The 16,285-nt window shown below is 71.1% G+C and carries 14 protein-coding genes and 1 rRNA gene; 7 read left to right on the top strand and 8 right to left on the bottom strand.

What is annotated here, in order from left to right:
• Positions 1 to 18 precede the first annotated feature (18 nt).
• A complete protein-coding gene (locus ACZ6MZ_RS18265; protein WP_469352959.1) occupies positions 19 to 588 on the top strand; it encodes a GNAT family N-acetyltransferase in 570 nt (189 codons plus the stop codon).
• A 97-nt stretch (positions 589 to 685) separates the two neighbouring features.
• The gene (locus tag ACZ6MZ_RS18260) at positions 686 to 1,882 is read left to right on the top strand and encodes a winged helix-turn-helix domain-containing protein (RefSeq protein WP_469352957.1); all 1,197 of its coding nucleotides are present in this window, start codon (positions 686 to 688) and stop codon (positions 1,880 to 1,882) included.
• A gap of 19 nt (positions 1,883 to 1,901) precedes the next feature.
• On the opposite strand, the gene ACZ6MZ_RS18255 is transcribed toward ACZ6MZ_RS18260, so the two are convergent.
• From ACZ6MZ_RS18255 to mtnA, 7 genes are all read right to left on the bottom strand, one after another.
• Positions 1,902 to 2,663 carry a response regulator gene (locus ACZ6MZ_RS18255; protein WP_384189181.1) on the bottom strand — a complete coding sequence of 254 codons (762 nt, stop codon included), beginning with the start codon at positions 2,661 to 2,663 and terminating at the stop codon, positions 1,902 to 1,904.
• 213 nt (positions 2,664 to 2,876) lie between these two features.
• Positions 2,877 to 3,566, bottom strand: coding sequence for a ribosome hibernation-promoting factor, HPF/YfiA family (hpf, locus tag ACZ6MZ_RS18250; RefSeq protein ID WP_384189180.1), 690 nt, complete (start codon positions 3,564 to 3,566; stop codon positions 2,877 to 2,879).
• Between the two features lie 316 nt (positions 3,567 to 3,882).
• Positions 3,883 to 4,605, bottom strand: coding sequence for a ComF family protein (locus ACZ6MZ_RS18245; protein WP_384189238.1), 723 nt, complete (start codon positions 4,603 to 4,605; stop codon positions 3,883 to 3,885).
• A 111-nt stretch (positions 4,606 to 4,716) separates the two neighbouring features.
• Positions 4,717 to 6,567 (bottom strand): LpqB family beta-propeller domain-containing protein, encoded by a 1,851-nt coding sequence (locus ACZ6MZ_RS18240; protein WP_469352954.1) that lies wholly within the window; start codon positions 6,565 to 6,567, stop codon positions 4,717 to 4,719.
• On the bottom strand, positions 6,557 to 8,602 hold the full coding sequence (gene mtrB / locus ACZ6MZ_RS18235) for an MtrAB system histidine kinase MtrB (RefSeq protein WP_469352952.1): 2,046 nt from the start codon (positions 8,600 to 8,602) through the stop codon (positions 6,557 to 6,559). The genes ACZ6MZ_RS18240 and mtrB overlap by 11 nt, the downstream gene beginning before the upstream one ends.
• A 1-nt stretch (position 8,603) precedes the next feature.
• The gene (gene mtrA, locus ACZ6MZ_RS18230; RefSeq protein WP_005486885.1) at positions 8,604 to 9,281 is read right to left on the bottom strand and encodes a two-component system response regulator MtrA; all 678 of its coding nucleotides are present in this window, start codon (positions 9,279 to 9,281) and stop codon (positions 8,604 to 8,606) included.
• Between the two features lie 15 nt (positions 9,282 to 9,296).
• The gene (gene mtnA, locus ACZ6MZ_RS18225; protein WP_384189174.1) at positions 9,297 to 10,445 is read right to left on the bottom strand and encodes an S-methyl-5-thioribose-1-phosphate isomerase; all 1,149 of its coding nucleotides are present in this window, start codon (positions 10,443 to 10,445) and stop codon (positions 9,297 to 9,299) included.
• Positions 10,446 to 10,639: 194 nt separating this feature from the next.
• Here mtnA and ACZ6MZ_RS18220 point away from each other — a divergent pair, with 194 nt between their 5' ends.
• Genes ACZ6MZ_RS18220 through ACZ6MZ_RS18200 form a run of 5 tightly spaced genes read left to right on the top strand, consistent with a single transcriptional unit; the run spans position 10,640 to position 16,067 of the window.
• On the top strand, positions 10,640 to 11,875 hold the full coding sequence (locus ACZ6MZ_RS18220; protein WP_469352949.1) for a DUF7847 domain-containing protein: 1,236 nt from the start codon (positions 10,640 to 10,642) through the stop codon (positions 11,873 to 11,875).
• A 4-nt stretch (positions 11,876 to 11,879) separates the two neighbouring features.
• Positions 11,880 to 12,569 carry a DUF4129 domain-containing protein gene (locus ACZ6MZ_RS18215; RefSeq protein WP_469352948.1) on the top strand — a complete coding sequence of 230 codons (690 nt, stop codon included), beginning with the start codon at positions 11,880 to 11,882 and terminating at the stop codon, positions 12,567 to 12,569.
• Complete coding sequence (locus ACZ6MZ_RS18210) at positions 12,566 to 13,765, top strand: DUF4350 domain-containing protein (protein WP_469352946.1); 1,200 nt, start codon at positions 12,566 to 12,568, stop codon at positions 13,763 to 13,765. Before ACZ6MZ_RS18215 ends, ACZ6MZ_RS18210 begins: the two co-directional genes overlap by 4 nt.
• Positions 13,762 to 14,745, top strand: coding sequence for an AAA family ATPase (locus ACZ6MZ_RS18205; RefSeq protein ID WP_384189167.1), 984 nt, complete (start codon positions 13,762 to 13,764; stop codon positions 14,743 to 14,745). Before ACZ6MZ_RS18210 ends, ACZ6MZ_RS18205 begins: the two co-directional genes overlap by 4 nt.
• 11 nt (positions 14,746 to 14,756) lie before the next feature.
• Positions 14,757 to 16,067 carry a DUF58 domain-containing protein gene (locus ACZ6MZ_RS18200; protein WP_469352944.1) on the top strand — a complete coding sequence of 437 codons (1,311 nt, stop codon included), beginning with the start codon at positions 14,757 to 14,759 and terminating at the stop codon, positions 16,065 to 16,067.
• A 125-nt stretch (positions 16,068 to 16,192) separates the two neighbouring features.
• On the opposite strand, the gene rrf is transcribed toward ACZ6MZ_RS18200, so the two are convergent.
• Positions 16,193 to 16,285: ribosomal RNA gene (gene rrf / locus ACZ6MZ_RS18195) — 5S ribosomal RNA — on the bottom strand; the annotation flags it as partial.

Here is a 16,285-nt window from a genome sequence, read left to right as displayed (position 1 = left end):
GTTCAGCAGAATCCGTCCATGGAACCCGTCACTCTCACCACCGAGCGCCTGCGGCTGCGCTCACTGACGCCGGCCGATACCGACGACGTCCGGGCGGCCTGCCAGGATCCGGACATCCAGCGCTGGACGTCGTTCCCCTCGCCGTACGAACGCCGGCACGCGGCAGACTTCATCGAGCGGATGGCCCCGGACGGCTGGCGGACCTCGACCATGTGCACCTTCGGCGTCGTGCCCCTCGGCGGCGGCCCCGTGATGGGCGCCGTCAACGCGCACTGCCAGTCGGGCACCTGGGAGATCGGCTACTGGACGGCCAAGGAGTACCGGGGCCGCGGCTACACGACGGAGGCCGTGACGGCGGTGGCCCGCTGGGCCTTCACGGCGCTGGGCGCGGAGCGGCTGGAGTGGCGGGCCGAGGTCGGCAACGCGGGCTCGCGCGCCGTCGCCGAGAAGGCCGGTTTCGTGGTGGAGGGCGTCCTGCGCGCGGCGCTGCTGAGCAGGGACACGCTGCGGGACGCCTGGGTCGGCGCGCTGCTCCCGTCCGACCTGGGCCTGCCGGGCCACCATCCGTATCTGCCCGCGCGCCCCTGATCTCCGGGGCTCCCCTTTCCGGGACTCCGCTCCCGCGCTTTTCCAGGACTCCGCTCCCCCGGTCCGGCTGTCAGTGCCGCGGTCTATCGTGCGGACCATGACGACGTTGCCGCCCGCCACCACCGAGCTGTCCGCCGACGAAGCCCGCCGTATAGCGCTGCGCGCCCAGGGCCTCCTCGGGGCGCAGGACCGGCGCGGCGGGGTCCGTGGCGTGCTGCGCCATCTCGGCGCCGTCCAGCTCGACACGATCTCGGTCCTGGCGCGCTCGCACGAGCTGATTCCGTACGCCCGGCTCGGCGCCGTCGGCCGCAAGACGGTCGAGGACGCCTACTGGACGCCCGCGCCTCCCGGCGCGTCGCCGTCGCGGCCGCACGCCTTCGAATACTGGTCCCACGCGGCCTGCGTCCTGCCCATCGAGGAGTGGCCGCACTTCGCCTTCCGCCGCCGCGCCTACCGGGCCCGCCCGCAGTGGTACCACGAGCTGGCGGACGGCTCGTACGACGCGGTGATCAAGCAGTTGCGTACGGAGGGGCCCCTGACCGCCACGGAACTGGGCGGCGCCAAGAACGGCGGGCCGTGGTGGGACTGGTCCGAGGCGAAGGTCGCCGTCGAGCGCGCGCTGATGTACGGCGAGGTCGTGTGCACCGGCCGGCGCAGCTGGAAGCGGGTCTACGACCTCGCCGAGCGCGCCGTCCCCGACGAACTCCTCCACGACGACCTGGACGACAGGGAGTGTCTGCGCCGGCTCGTGCGGCTCGCGGGCAAGTCGCTCGGCGTCGGCACGCGCGCCGACATCGCGGACTACCACCGCCTCAAGGGCGAGCAGGTCGACGCCGTGATCGCGGACTCGGGGCTGGTGCCGGTGACGGTCGGGGGCTGGGGGAAGCCGGCCTGGGCCGATCCGGAGGCGCTGGCGACCACCCCGCGGGGCCGGCACCGTACGACGCTGCTGTCGCCGTTCGACTCCCTCATCTGGGAGCGGGCCCGCACCGAGCGGATCTTCGGATTCACCCACCGCCTGGAGGCGTACGTCCCCAAGCCCAAGCGGGTGTACGGCTATTTCGCGATGCCGCTGCTGTCCGGCGGCAGGCTGCTCGGCCGGGTCGATCCGGCGCGCGAGGGCACGACACTGGTGGCCAAGCAGGTGTCCCTGGACACCCCGAAGGCCGTGCTCCCGATGGCACAGGCGCTGCGGGAGGCAGCGGAGTGGGTCGGCTGCTCGGACGTACGCGTGGAACGGGTCGACGCGCCCGGACTACGCGCCCCGCTCGCCGAGGCGCTCGCCCGTGTCTGAACCGGAAACCGCGGACCCGTCAGCGGATCTCAAGAATTTTCTCCCGCATCGCGTAGACCACGGCTTCCATCCTGGAGTGCAGCTGTAGCTTCTCCAGGATATTGCGGACGTGGTTCTTCACGGTGTTCTCGGAGATGAACAACTCCTTGGCGATATCACGGTTGTTCATTCCCGTGGCCACCAGCTTGAGGACTTCCAGCTCGCGTTCGGTGAGACGCGGCGCGGGCACGAGCCTGCGCTCATCGGTGCGCTGGATCATCGATTTGAACTCGGTCAGCAGTTTGGACGCCATGGACGGGCTGATCTGTGACTGTCCGTCGGCCACGGCGCGAATCGCGGTGGCCACCTCGTCGGTGGAGATCTCTTTGAGGAGATAACCGGTGGCGCCCGCCTTGATCGCGTCGTAGAGGTCGGCCTCCTCGTCGCTGATCGTCAACATGATGATCTTGGCACTGGGGGCCACCTCCTTGATGGAGGTGCAGGCCTCGATGCCGCCGCGCTTGGGCATCCGTACGTCCATCAGCACGATGTCCGGCAGCAGATCGGCGGCCTTGTCGACGGCCTCCGCGCCGTCACCGGCCTCACCGATGACCTGGATGTCCTCCTCCTGGGCGAGGACGATCTCCAGGCCGCGACGGAAGAGCGCGTGGTCGTCCACGACAAGAACCCGGATCGGCTCCTTGCGCGAACCGTCCCGTTCCGCGTCGGCGTCGGATCCGGCGCCACCGAGCGTGTCGTCTCCACCGCCCGCGCTGTGCACCGGTCCGAAGCTGTCCGCCATCTTTTCTCCCCCTGAAGGCCCTGGCCCCACGTTCCTGTGGGCCGGCCAACCGCAGTTCGCAGACCACCTGTTGGCCTGCGACTCCATGATTTCATGCCCGGACGGCGCAGCGGGGATCCTTACGGCGCGCGATGGTGCCCCTGAGGGCACAGAGGGCGCTCAGGGGCACCACCGGAGCACGGATCCCAACAGTGTCAGGGCCCCGGCAGGACGTCAGCCGCCGAGGGCGCCGCCGGCGCCGCCCGCTTCCGAGCCGGCCAGCGGGTCGGTCCTGAGATGGATCACGCCGTAGTCATAGGCGTGGCGCCGGTAGACGACGCTCGGTTCCTTCGTGTCGGAGTCGACGAACAAGTAGAAGTCGTGCCCGACCAGTTCCATCTCGTAGAGCGCCTGGTCGAGGGTCATCGCCGCGGCTACGTGCGTCTTCTCCCGGACCACCAGGGGTCCTTCACCCTGTACCTCCAGCGAGCCGATCATGGTGGTGGGGACGGCCTCGGCCGCCTCCTGAGCCGCGGTCTCGCCGTTCGCGTTCAACTGGGCCACGCCAGGAACGACATCGACGACCTCGGCTGCCGACAGCCGACCGTTGCCACGCCGGTTGTAGCGCTTCTCGTGCTGCTTGCGCAGCCGCGCCTCCAACTTGCCTGTGGCCAGGTCGAGCGCCGCGTACGGATCGGCGGCAGCCGCCTCCGCACGGATCACGGGGCCGCGGGAGTGGAGCGTGATCTCCACCCGGTCGCACCGGTCGGCCTGCCGCGGGTTGGGCTCCTTGGAAACCTCGACGTCGAGGCTGATCACCTTGCCGTCGAGCTTCTGGATCTTGTCCAGCTTCAGCTTCTCGGCCACGTGCTTGCGGAACCGCTCTGGTACCTCTGTTTTGCGACCCTTGACGACGATGTCCACGCAGAACTCCGTTCCCGGATCACTCCGCCTCGCTGCGGAGTTACTCCCTGTTGCACCAGACCCCAGTAGTCACAGGGGCCTCGGACTTGGCGACTTTCACCTCCTCCTCCCCCGTCGGGGAGTTCCCCACTCCCCCGAACTTCCGAGGTTCTGAAAAACGCCCGAAGCAGAGCAATGCATTCAGCGAGTCACGGCTTCCGCCATTCCTTACAACCGAACATAGCCCTCCCGGGCGGGTGTCGGCACCCGCTACCGGCGCGTACCCCTGTTCAGGTGTTTTCCTTCCCGGTTCCCGTCCAACGATGCAAGATCGCGATCAGTTCCGGTTTATTTCGAAGGAGAGAGGCGGTGCGGCCACCACGGCCGCGCTCACCTGTACGAATCCCGGAATGCCGGGCCTGACGGCGGCACGCAGTGCCCTGGCCGACTCGGCGAGTGAGGCGCCGGTCGTCATGAGATCGTCCACCAGCACCACCCGGCCGCCCTCCAGCAGCCGCGCGCCCCCCACGGCGACCTCCAGGGCCCCGGACAGATTCGCCAGCCTCTGGCGGGCACCGAGGCCCGACTGGTCGGCCACCGTACGCCGCTGCCGCAGCACCGGCAGAACCCGGCACGGCCGGCCCGTACGCCTCAGCTCACCGGCGGCGGCCAGCGCGATCCGGCGGGCGGCGTCATGCCCGCGCGCTCCGACCGCACGGCGCGTGGACGGCACCGGCACGAGCAGCAGCGGGGCGACGCCCGTACCCGGCGGCGCGGCGGCCTGTACGGCCCCGGCCAGCGCGCGGCCCAGCGGCCCCGCCAGCCCGAGCGCGCCGCGCTCCTTGTGCGCCAGCAGCACGGCCCGTACGGCGTCCTCGTACGGCGCCGCCGCATGGACCGCCGGCAGCCCCGCGGGCTCCGGCACCGGCCGCACCCGGCACGGCCACGTGCCGTACAGCGCCCGGCCGCAGTCGCCGCACAACGGAGTCCTGGCGCTGCCACAGCCGCCACAGGCAACCGGCAGCACCAGCCCGGTGATCTCTCGCCACCACACCCGCATGCCCCACACTGTGCCAACCACCGAGGCACCCCGGCCACCCCTGTGGACAACTAGTTCAGGCAAAGATCCGAACGGTAGTTCAGGCAAAGATCCGACCGGCCGGTATCCGGGTCATCCGGGGTAGACGGGCGACGAGCCCACATCGACCATCGTCTGCCAGTTCGCGCCGGTGGGCAGCCGGACGATTCCCGCGTCCTCGGAGTCGGCCACCAGCGGCTGCCGGTCGTCGCCCGCCGCCGCGATGGCCGTCACCTGGTTCAGTCCGGGCAGCACACCGGCCGCCGAGGTCGACCCGTCGGTCTGTATGTAGCGCACCTGCTGCACGCCGCCCTCCTCCTTGCCGACCACCACGAGCCGGCTCGGTCCGGCCCAGGACACCGCGGTCACCGTCTCCATCTGCGGCGCCCCCGACTGCGGTTCCGCCACGGACACCTTCGGATCGGCCGCGGAGCCGTGCCGCTCCACCCGGCCGATCTGGAGGGTCGTCCGCCCGTCCCGCGTCAGCAGCAGCGCGATCCGTACGCCGTCGGCCGACACCCGCAGGGCCTCGATCCGCGCGCCGTCGAGTCCGTCGACCGCGACCTCGCGCGGGGCGCCGACGCCCTGCGCGAACCGCAGCAGCCGCGGCTTCGCGGGATCGCGGTCGGCGACCCAGAGATCACCGTGTCCGTCCCAGCTCGGCGCGGACAGCCTGTCCTCGGCCCGCGCGCCGTTGCTGGTCACCAGCGGATCGCCCAGCTCGCTGTCCGAGGTGATGGATGAAACGTAGAGCGACTTGGCGGCGTCCGCGACGCCCGCCGCGTGCTTCTCGTCGCGGGCCACCGCGACCGTGCCCAGCTTCACGTCCCCGTTGCCGAAGGGCCCGATCACATGCGTCCGGTCGACGCTCTCGTCGCTGCGGGCCTCCAGCAGCGACAGCCGTCCACGGTCGTCGAGGAAGTACGGATGGTCGAGCCGGCCCGTGGTGCGGTCGGGCGCGAACTCCTCGGCCTGGTCCCCGCTGAGCACACAGAGCGAGGACCCGTCCGCCAGCAGTTCGACCTGGCCGACCGGAGTGGAGGTGAGATCCCGCAGAGTGAAAAGCAGCTGCGCGGCCATCTTGCGGCACTGCTCACGCCCCGCCCCGGCCGCCTTCCCGTTCAGCGGCACCTTCAAAGCGTTGCGGTCGTCGAACTCCAGCGACGTGGTGCCCTTCTGCAGCGCCGTACCGGCGGGGAAGGGCGAATCGACGACCGGCGTCAACCAGTTCGTGGGCCCGTCGAGCAGCACCTTGACCGCCTGCGTGACCGGGTCCATCCGCGTCGTGGGATCTATTCGCTGGCGGATGTAGACGGGGTCGGCGACCAGCCAGTTCTCCCCGGACGCGAAGTAATACTTATTCACGGAGCGGTAATTCCGCTGGAAGTCCGACTCACCGAGCACCAGCCCCTGCGGCAGGCGGTCGATGCGCCACTCCTTGCCGTCCGACCCGGTGCTCTGCTGCACCAGATGGATGGCGCCGTTGTACCGGATCGGCGTGATCGGCTCATACGCGTGCGTGGAATCCACGTCGGCGATCCGGTCGCCGTACAGCGGATAGGTGAGACCGGTGCTGTCGGTGCCTGATGGCTCCGTGGGGCCCGCGGGGTCGGGCGCGGCGCTCAGCACGGTGGTGCCGGCCTCCGGCTGCCAGTTCCGCGACGCCTGCTTCGTCAGATACTTCCTGGCCATCGCGAAGTCGGGATCGTCGCTGGTCATGGCCTCGAGAAAGCCGTCGACGATCTCGTCGGGCTCCGCCTTGTCCCGGGGCGGTACGGCATACACCCGCACCTGGGACTCACCGGGCGGCGAGGCCTTGACCGGTTCCACATCGCCGCTGCTCGGGATGGACGCGCACCCGGTCAGCAGCAGAGCGAGCGTCCCCAGCACGGCCGGCGCCTTCACCGCACGTCCCTGGCCGTACCGCCGGCGGTCAGCGCCCACGAATCGTGTCCTCCCGCTCCGGAGTCTGGCGTGCAGAGTCGTGTGATTCAGCGCCGGGGGGCCGCTCCCCCGCAGGGCGCGCCACCACCCGGGAGCCACTGCCCGGCAACGCCGTCGGATCCACCGCGGCCGCCGTACGGGGCGGCGGGGGCGCGCAGGGCGGTACGGACAGCGCGGACCGGTCCGCGCGCGGCTGGACCGGCACGCTCGCCAGCCGGTGGGCGCTCTCCTTGAGATCCTCGGGGCCGGAGCGCTCGCGGTTGCGCCGGGAGTCCTCGGGCTCCAGGGGTATGGGCGAGCCGCGCAGCGCCTCGTCCGCCGTGCGCGGCAGCGTCAGCCGGAACTGGGAGCCGCCTCCGGGCTCACCCCAGGCCTGCAGCCAACCGCCGTGCAGCCGCGCGTCCTCGACGGCGATCGACAGGCCGAGTCCGGTGCCCCCGGTCGTACGGGCGCGGGCCGGATCGGCCCGCCAGAAGCGGTTGAACACCCGGGTCGCCTCGCCGGGCTTGAGTCCTACGCCGTAGTCGCGCACGGCGACCGCGACGGCCCCGCCCGCCACCCCCATCCGCACGACGACATCCCGGCCCTCGCCGTGCTCGACGGCGTTGACGACCAGATTCCGGAGCACCCGCTCGACGCGGCGGGCATCCGCCTCCGCGACGACGGGCTGCTCGGCACCGAGGACACGGATCCGGCTGCCCTTGCGTTCGGCCAGCGGCGCGGCGCCGCCGATCACCCGATGGACGACTTCGCGGAGATCTATCGGCTCGGCCTCCAGCGCCGCCGCGCCCGCGTCGAACCGGCTGATCTCCAGCAGGTCCGAGAGGAGCGACTCGAAGCGGTCGAGCTGGTCCCCGAGCAGCTCGGCGGAGCGCGCCGTCACCGGGTCGAAGTCACTGCGTGCCTCATGGATGACATCGGCGGCCATCCGCACGGTCGTCAGCGGGGTGCGCAGCTCGTGCGACACGTCGGAGACGAAGCGCCGCTGCATCCTGGAGAGTTCCTCCAGCTGCTGGATCTTGAGCTGCAGATTCTGCGCCATCTTGTTGAAGGCCTCACCGAGGCGGGCGATGTCGTCCTCACCGGTGACCTTCATCCGCTCCTGGAGACGGCCGGTGGAGAGCCGCTCGGCGATCCCTGCGGCCATCCGTACGGGCGTGACGACCTGGCGCACCACCAGCCAGGCGATGGCCCCGAGCAGCACGACCACGAAGAGCCCGGCCGTGGCGAGTGTGCCCTTGACCAGGTTGAGCGACTGCTCCTCCTGCGTCAGCGGGAAGATGTAGTAGAGCTCGTAGGCGTTGCGGTCGATGTCGTTCAGCCGCTTGCCGACGATCAGCCCCGGCTCAGGCTCCCGGTCCTCGGTCGCACCGGTGTATTTGATCAGGGCATATGCCTCGAACGCTCCGGTGCCCTTCGCGACCTGGGTCCGCAGATCCACGGGAACGCTGGCGAAGTCCACCCCGCCGGAGACCCGGGGCGCGCGGTTGGTGGAGGCCGCGTCCTCCGAGGCGGGACTCAGCGCCACCACGTTGAAGGCACCGGGGCCGCCACTGGCGAGCTGCTCGACGAGGTCGGACCGCCAGTTGACGGAGTTCCTCCCCGACCTGCCGCTCGTCCCGTCACCGTCCCGCCCGCCAGGCGCCGCCGGTGCGTCGGCCTTCTCCTTCGCCACGGTGAAGCCGCCGGCCGCCTGGCTCTGGGCCGCCTTCTCCTTGGCTTCGAGCAGGCCGTTGCGCACCTGGCCGATGACGACGAACCCGAGCAGCAGCACCACGCCGAGCGACATCAGCAGCGTGGCCGCGACGACCCGCAGCTGGATGTTGCGCCGCCACAGCCGTACGGCGGGCAGCAGCGGCCGCCTCACCCAGCGCACCAGGAGCCGCAGCACCGGCCCGCCGGGCGAGCCGTCCTGGAGCAGCCGGCCGCTCTGGAACAGCCGGCCGAACCGGAAGAGCACACGTCCGGGGCCGGCAGCCCGCCCCGCACGGACTCCCGGCTCGCCGGGCTTCGGAGCAGCGCTGCCGCCCGGCATGTCAGCTCGGTCCTGCCTTGTAACCGACACCACGGACGGTCACAACGATCTCCGGCCGCTCCGGATCCTTCTCGACCTTGGAGCGCAGCCGCTGGACATGCACATTGACCAGCCGCGTGTCCGCCGCGTGCCGGTACCCCCACACCTGCTCCAGAAGCACCTCACGGGTGAACACCTGCCACGGCTTGCGGGCCAGCGCGACCAGCAGATCGAACTCGAGCGGCGTCAGGGCGATGGACTGCCCCTCCCGCTTCACCGAGTGACCCGCCACATCGATGACCAGATCGCCTATGGCGAGCTGCTCCGGCGCCGGCTCCTCCGACCTCCGCAGCCGCGCCCTGATCCGGGCCACCAGCTCCTTCGGCTTGAACGGCTTGACGATGTAGTCGTCGGCCCCCGACTCCAGGCCCACCACTACATCGACCGTGTCGCTCTTGGCCGTGAGCATGACGATGGGCACCCCGGACTCGGCCCTGATGAGCCTGCACACCTCGATGCCGTCCCGTCCGGGCAGCATGAGATCCAGCAGCACCAGATCCGGCTTGGCCTCACGGAACGCGGCGAGCGCCTTGTCACCGTCCGCTACGAACGACGGCTCGAAACCTTCACCACGCAGCACAATGCCGAGCATCTCGGCCAGTGCGGTGTCGTCATCGACGACAAGGACACGTCCCTTCATATCGACATCATCCCATTACTTAATCGTTACCTGGCGTGACCTGGCACACAGCTCCGCGATTCCGCCCCCGGTCACCGGGGACAGCGCGCCGTATTCGGTGACGATCGCCGTCACCAGTTCCGGAGGCGTGATGTCGAAGGCCGGGTTGTACGCCTGCGTTCCCAGCGGCGCCACCGGCATCCCACCTCCCGCCTCCACTCCCGCCACCGCAGTCTGCGGCGCCGTGAGCTCCGTCACCTCCTGCCCCGGTCGTTGCTCCACCTCGATCGACGCCCCGTCCGGACTGTCGAGGTCGATCGTCGTGGTGGGGGCTACCACGACGAACGGGACATGGTGGTACTTGGCCAGCACGGCGAGCGGGTAGCTGCCCACCTTGTTCGCCACCGAGCCGTCGGCGGCGATCCGGTCCGCCCCGATCAGGACGGCGTCCACCTCCCCGGCCGCGAAGAGCGAACCAGCCGCGTTGTCCGTGAGCAATGTGTACGCCATCCCGTTGCGAGCCGCCTCGTACGCCGTCAGCCGGGCGCCCTGGAAGAGCGGACGCGTCTCGTCCACCCACAGGCGCCGCAGCCGGCCGGCCCGGTGGGCCGACAACGCCACGGCGAACGCGGTGCCCTCCCCGCCCGAGACAAGCGCCCCGGTGTTGCAGTGGGTCAGGATCCGGTGGCCGCCACCCGGCAGCAGTTCATCGAGGAGCGTAAGCCCAAACGTGGCCATCTGCGCGCTGGCCTCGGCATCTTCCCGGTGCAACAGCCTGGCTTCGGCGAGCGCGGCAGCGGCTGCCTGCTCCAGGTCCGCCCCCTTGTCGGCCGCCGCCCGGTACGCGTCTCGCGCCCGCCGGACCCCGTACCCGAGGTTCACCGCGGTGGGCCGCGCCCGCGCCAGCTGCTCCGCCGCGTCCTCCACGTCGAAGCCCCGCACCGCGGCGAGCGCCACCCCATAGGCGCCAGCGACCCCCAGCAGCGGCGCCCCCCGCACCGCCAGGGTCCGGATCGCCTGGACCAGAGCGGGCACATCGGTGCAGACCAGCTCGGCTTCCTCGACGGGAAGTCTCGTCTGGTCGAGAAGTACCAGTACGGGCCCTTCCGGCGGCTCGTCCCAGCGAAGTGAGGGGAGCATGGACGGCTCCGCGCCGGCCGCGGTCTGTGCGTACTGATCAGCCATCCGCCCAGTCTGCCCGCTGCGGCACGGACAATGAAGGTAAGCACGAAGGCGAGTAGGAGACACGGCCCCCGGCCCGCTGCGGCGCTACGCGTGGCACGATGGCTGCCAGCCCGCCGTCCCGCTGTGCGGACAGGCACTGTTGAAGCGCCGGCTAACCGAGTCGGCCACCCAACCAATCCACGAGGTGGACGACCGTGAACGACACTCCGGGCTGGGCCTCGCCCGGATCCGCCCCGTCCGACGGCCAGGACGCCACGGTGCCCCGGCCCGCCGAGCCCGTCGACGACTCCGGCTCCCCCTCGAAGTGGACCAAGGCCCAGCCCCCGGCCGGACAGTGGTCCCCGCCCAGCGCCCCCGGCGCCGGACCCGCCACGCCCCGGCCCGCACCGGGCTGGGGAGGCCCCGCCCAGGGCGGAGGACAAGGACCCGGCTGGGGCCGGCCACCGGCCGCCAAGCCGGGTGTGATCCCGCTCCGCCCGCTCGGCGTCGGCGAGATCCTCGACGGCGCGGTGTCCACCCTGCGCGCCCACTGGCGCACGGTGCTGGGCGTCACCATCGCCGTCGCCGTGATCTCCCAGATCGGCGACATCCTCGTCCAGCGCTACCTTCTCCCCGAGCCGGTGGCCCTCGATCCCGAGGCGAATCCCTCGGAAGCCCTGAGCCAGGCCGCCGACTCGGCGCAGTCGAGCCTCATCGGCCTCGCCCCGTCGCTGCTCATCACGGTGATCGGCACCCTCTTCACCACGGCCGTACTGACCGTGGTGATCAGCCGCTCCGTGCTGGGACGCCCCGTCACGCTCTCGGAAGCCTGGCACGAGGCCCGGCCCCGGCTCCCCCAGCTGCTGGGCCTGACCCTGCTGCTCCCGCTGATGAGCGCGGCCGTCATGACCGTCGGCATCCTCCCCGGCCTGCTGGTGGGCTCCGCCCCGGGGATCGCGCTCGCCCTGGTGGGCGGCCTTGCCGCCTTCGCGGTCATCATCTGGCTGATGGTCCGCTTCAGCCTCGCCTCCCCCGCGCTCATGCTGGAGCGGCAGGGCGTACTGCCGTCCATGCGCCGCTCCGCCAAACTCGTCGGGGGCGCCTGGTGGCGCACCTTCGGCGTGCTGGCCCTCACCCTGCTGCTGACCTTCGTGGTGTCGATGGTCATCGCCATCCCGTTCGCCGTCCTGGCGGCCGCGGTGGACAGTGACGGTCTCAGCGGGCTGCTCTCCGGCAGCAGCCCGGACGTCGGCTGGCCCTTCCTGATCATCACCGGCATCGGCACGGTGATCGCCTCCGCGATCACCTACCCGATCTCGGCCGGCGTGACCGTGCTCCTCTACGTGGACCAGCGGATCCGCCGCGAGGCCCTCGACCTCGAACTGGCGCGGGCCGCGGGCGTGTCGGGCTACGGCCCCCCTCAGCCGGGCCCCGACACCTCCCGGAGCTGATGCGGTGTCCATCACGGGGGGCGCGACAACAACGTGGCTGACGATCCGCGTCAGCGGCGACATACCGGTGGACACCCCCCGCGCCCCCGCCCGTGAAGCGGCGGAGCGGGAGCTGTCCAAGCCGATGTACCACGAGAACGACCCGAACCTGCTCCAACGCGCGCTCGACCGCTTCTGGGAGTGGGTCAACGATCTGTTCAACTCCCTCTCCGGCGCGGCCCCCGGCGGTCCGCTCGGTCTTGTCGTCATCGTCCTGGTCGTCGTGGCCCTCTTCGCCGCCCTCTGGTGGCGGCTGGGCACTCCCAGCCGCATACCGGGCGCGGTCGGCTCGCTCTTCGACGAGGGCCCCCGCAGCGCCGCGGAACACCGTGCCACCGCGGAAACACACGCCGCCGCCGGCCGCTGGAACCAGGCGGTCCAGGAGCGGATGCGCGCCCTCGTCCGCTCCCTGGAGGAACGGGCCCTGCTCGACCCGCGCCCCGGCCGCACCGCCGACGAAGCCGCCTCCGAAGCCGGACGTCCGCTCCCCGGCCACGCGGACCGGCTGCGCACAGCCGCCAGGGAGTTCGACGACGTCGCATACGGAGGCCGCACCGCCGACCGGTCGGCGTATCTGCGTCTGAGCGAGCTGGACCTCGACCTGGAGCGGACAAAGCCGCAGCTGAGCACCACGGCCGGAGGAACCGCCGAGTGACCTCGACGATCAGCTCCACCTCGGTCTCCCCCACCGCCCGCCAGGTCTGGAACCGGGGACGCGGACTGCTCATCGCGCTCGTCATCCTTCTGGTGGCCGGAATCGCGATGGCCGCCCTGCGCTCCGGTGACCAGCACGGCCGCCTCGATCCGCGCTCCGCCGACGCGCACGGCAGCCGCGCCGCCGCCGAACTGCTCAAGAACAGCGGAGTCTCCGTCGATGTCGTGACCACCCTGGACGAGGCCACCGCCGCGACCGGCCCGGACACCACGCTCCTGGTCACCAACCCCGACCTGCTGACCCCCCACCAGCAGCGGTCCCTGCACGACGCGACAGCGCCCTCCGGAGGCCGCACCGTCCTGCTCGGCGCCGGCCCGCCCTCCGTCGACATCCTGGCCCCCGGCGTCCGTACGGACACCCCGGCACCGGTCTCCGCTCGCGCCCCGCGATGTTCGCTGACCGCCGCCGACCGAGCGGGCACCGTCGACCTCGGCGGTGAGCGATACGACACCGACGCACCGGGCGCCGACTCCTGCTACCCGAGCGACGGATTGCCGACCCTGCTCAAGGTGGCGGCCACGGACGCGGCCCCGGACACCGACGCCGGTGACACCGTCCTGCTCGGCTCCCCCGCTCTCCTCTACAACGAACGCCTCGACAAGCAGGGCAACGCCTCGCTCGCCCTCCAACTCCTCGGATCCCGGCCTCATCTCGTCTGGTACCTCCCTTCGCTCGGTGATGCCTCCGCCTCCGACAGCGGCGACAGCGGCTTCCTGGATCTGATCCCTTCCGGCTGGCTCTGGGGCACCTTCCAGCTCTTCCTCGCCGCGGTGCTCGCCGCCCTCTGGCGCGCCCGCAGACTGGGCCCCCTGGTGGCCGAACGGCTCCCCGTCGCCATCCGGGCCTCGGAGTCCACCGAGGGCCGCGCCCGCCTCTACCGCAACGCGAACGCCCGGGACCACGCCGGCGCGGTCCTGCGCTCGGCGACCCGCGACCGTCTCGCTCTTCTCCTGGGCGTCCCTCCCGCCGGGGCGCACTCCCCCGAGGCCCTCGTCCCCGCGGTCTCCGCCCGCCTCTCGGACGCCCCCCAGGACCTCCGTACTCTGCTCTTCGGCCCGGCCCCAGCCGACGACACCGCTCTCATCCGCCTGGCGGACCAACTCGACGCCCTCGAAAGAGAGGTACGCACCTCATGAGTGCCCTGACCACAGAGACCGCTGAGAACTCGGACAGCGCCCGCGCTTCCCTGGAGGCACTGCGCACCGAGATCGCGAAGGCGGTGGTCGGCCAGGACCCCGCCGTCACCGGGCTTGTCGTCGCCCTTCTCTGCCGCGGCCACGTGCTCCTCGAAGGAGTCCCCGGCGTCGCGAAGACCCTCCTGGTACGGGCACTCGCAGCGTCCCTCGAACTCGACACGAAGCGCGTCCAGTTCACCCCGGACCTGATGCCGAGCGATATCACCGGCTCCCTTGTCTATGACTCCAGGACCGCCGAGTTCTCCTTCCAGCCCGGTCCCGTGTTCACCAATCTGCTGCTGGCCGACGAGATCAACCGCACGCCGCCCAAGACCCAGTCATCGCTTCTGGAAGCGATGGAGGAACGCCAGGTCACGGTCGACGGCACCGCGCGTCCGCTCCCCGATCCATTCCTGGTCGCCGCCACCCAGAACCCGGTCGAGTACGAGGGCACCTATCCCCTCCCCGAGGCCCAGCTCGACCGCTTCCTCCTCAAACTGACCGTTCCGCTGCCGTCCCGCGACGACGAGATCAATGTCCTGACCCGCCACGCGGAAGGCTTCAATCCGCGTGACCTCCGGGCCGCGGGGGTGCGACCCGTCGCCGGGCCGGCCGACCTGGAAGCAGCTCGCGCCGCGGTGGCCAAGACATCCGTCTCGCCCGAGATCGCGGGCTATGTCGTCGATATCTGCCGTGCCACTCGTGAATCCCCCTCACTCGCCCTCGGCGTCTCCCCACGAGGCGCCACCGCCCTGCTCTCCACCGCCCGTGCCTGGGCCTGGCTCACCGGCCGCGACTACGTCATCCCGGACGATGTGAAGGCCCTGGCCCTCCCCACACTCCGCCATCGCCTCCATCTCCGGCCCGAGGCCGAGATGGAGGGAGTCACCGCCGACTCCGTCATCACCGCGATCCTCGCCCACGTCCCCGTCCCCCGATGAGACGGTGACCCGTGGCCCTCACCGGACGAACCGCACTCCTCGCCGCCCTCGGCTCGCTCCCCGTCGGCGTCTTCGGCCCCAGCTGGGCGGGGATCCTTGCCGTCAACGCGCCGCTCTCCGTAGCAATTCTGTGCGACTACGCCCTGGCCGCACCAGTGCGAAAGCTCCAATTCACCCGAAGTGGTGACACGTCTGTTCGACTCGGCGAGGGAGCCGCGGTCCACCTCACCGTCACCAACCCCTCGGGCCGCCCCCTCCGCGCGCACCTCCGTGACGCCTGGCCGCCCAGCAGCTGGGGCGTCGGCAGCGAAGAGGCCTCGTCCCGGCGCGCGTTGACCGTCCCAGCGGGCGAACGCCGCCGGATCACCACGCTCCTGCGCCCCACCCGCCGCGGCGACCGGCACGCCGAACGCGTCACCGTACGCTCGTTCGGACCGATGGGCCTGGCAGCCCGTCAGGGCAGTCACGACGTCCCGTGGGCCGTGCGCGTGCTGCCACCCTTCTCCAGCCGCAAGCACCTGCCGTCCAGGCTCGCCCGGCTGCGGGAGCTCGATGGCCGCACCAGCGTGCTGACCCGCGGCGAAGGCACCGAATTCGACAGCCTCCGCGCCTACGTGCCCGGCGACGACACCCGGTCCATCGACTGGCGGGCCACCGCACGCCAGTCCACCGTCACCGTACGGACCTGGCGCCCCGAGCGCGATCGGCACATCCTCGTCGTTCTCGACACCGGCCGGACCTCGGCCGGCCGGGTCGGTGATGTGCCGCGTCTCGACGCGGCCATGGATGCCACGCTGCTCCTCACCGCCCTCGCCTCACGCGCCGGGGACCGGGTGGACCTTCTCGCCTACGACCGCCGCACACGCGCCCAGGTCCAGGGCCGCTCGGCAGGCGACGTCCTGCCGGCCGTGGTCAACGCGCTCGCCCCGCTCGAACCCGAGCTGGTGGAAACGGATGCCCGCGGCCTCAGCGCGGCCATCCTGAAGAGCGCCCCGCGCCGTTCTCTGATCGTGCTGATCACCGGCCTCGACGCGGCCCCTGTCGAGGAGGGGCTGCTCCCGGTCCTCCCCCAGCTCACCCGACGCCACACAGTCGTCGTGGCGTCGGTCGCCGATCCGTACATCGAAAAGATGAGTACGGGGCGCGGCACAGTGGACGCGGTGTACGAGGCTGCCGCCGGCAGCCAGGCGCAGGCCCAGCGCCGCCGTACAGCAGAAAAGCTTCAGCGTCACGGCGTCACGGTCGTGGATGCCACCCCGGAGAAGCTGGCCCCGGCTCTCGCCGACGCGTATCTCGCGCTGAAGGCGGCGGGGCGTCTCTGAGAGCCGGTGAATGGGGAGCCCCGGCCGAGGTCAGGCCGGGGCTCCCCATTCACCGTGGCCATGAAAATGGTCTTGAACGCAGAAATGCCCCGCACCATACGGTGCGGGGCATTCCCACAAAGGTTGTTCGGCGGCGTCCTACTCTCCCACAGGGTCCCCCCTGCAGTACCATCGGCGCTGTGAGGCTTAGCTTCCGGGTTCGGAATGTAACCGGGCGT

It is taken from the genome of Streptomyces sp. NPDC042201 (genome assembly GCF_055582185.1).
The sequence above is the reverse complement of the archived record's forward strand: the minus strand, read 5'-3'. Positions and strand labels throughout refer to the sequence as shown.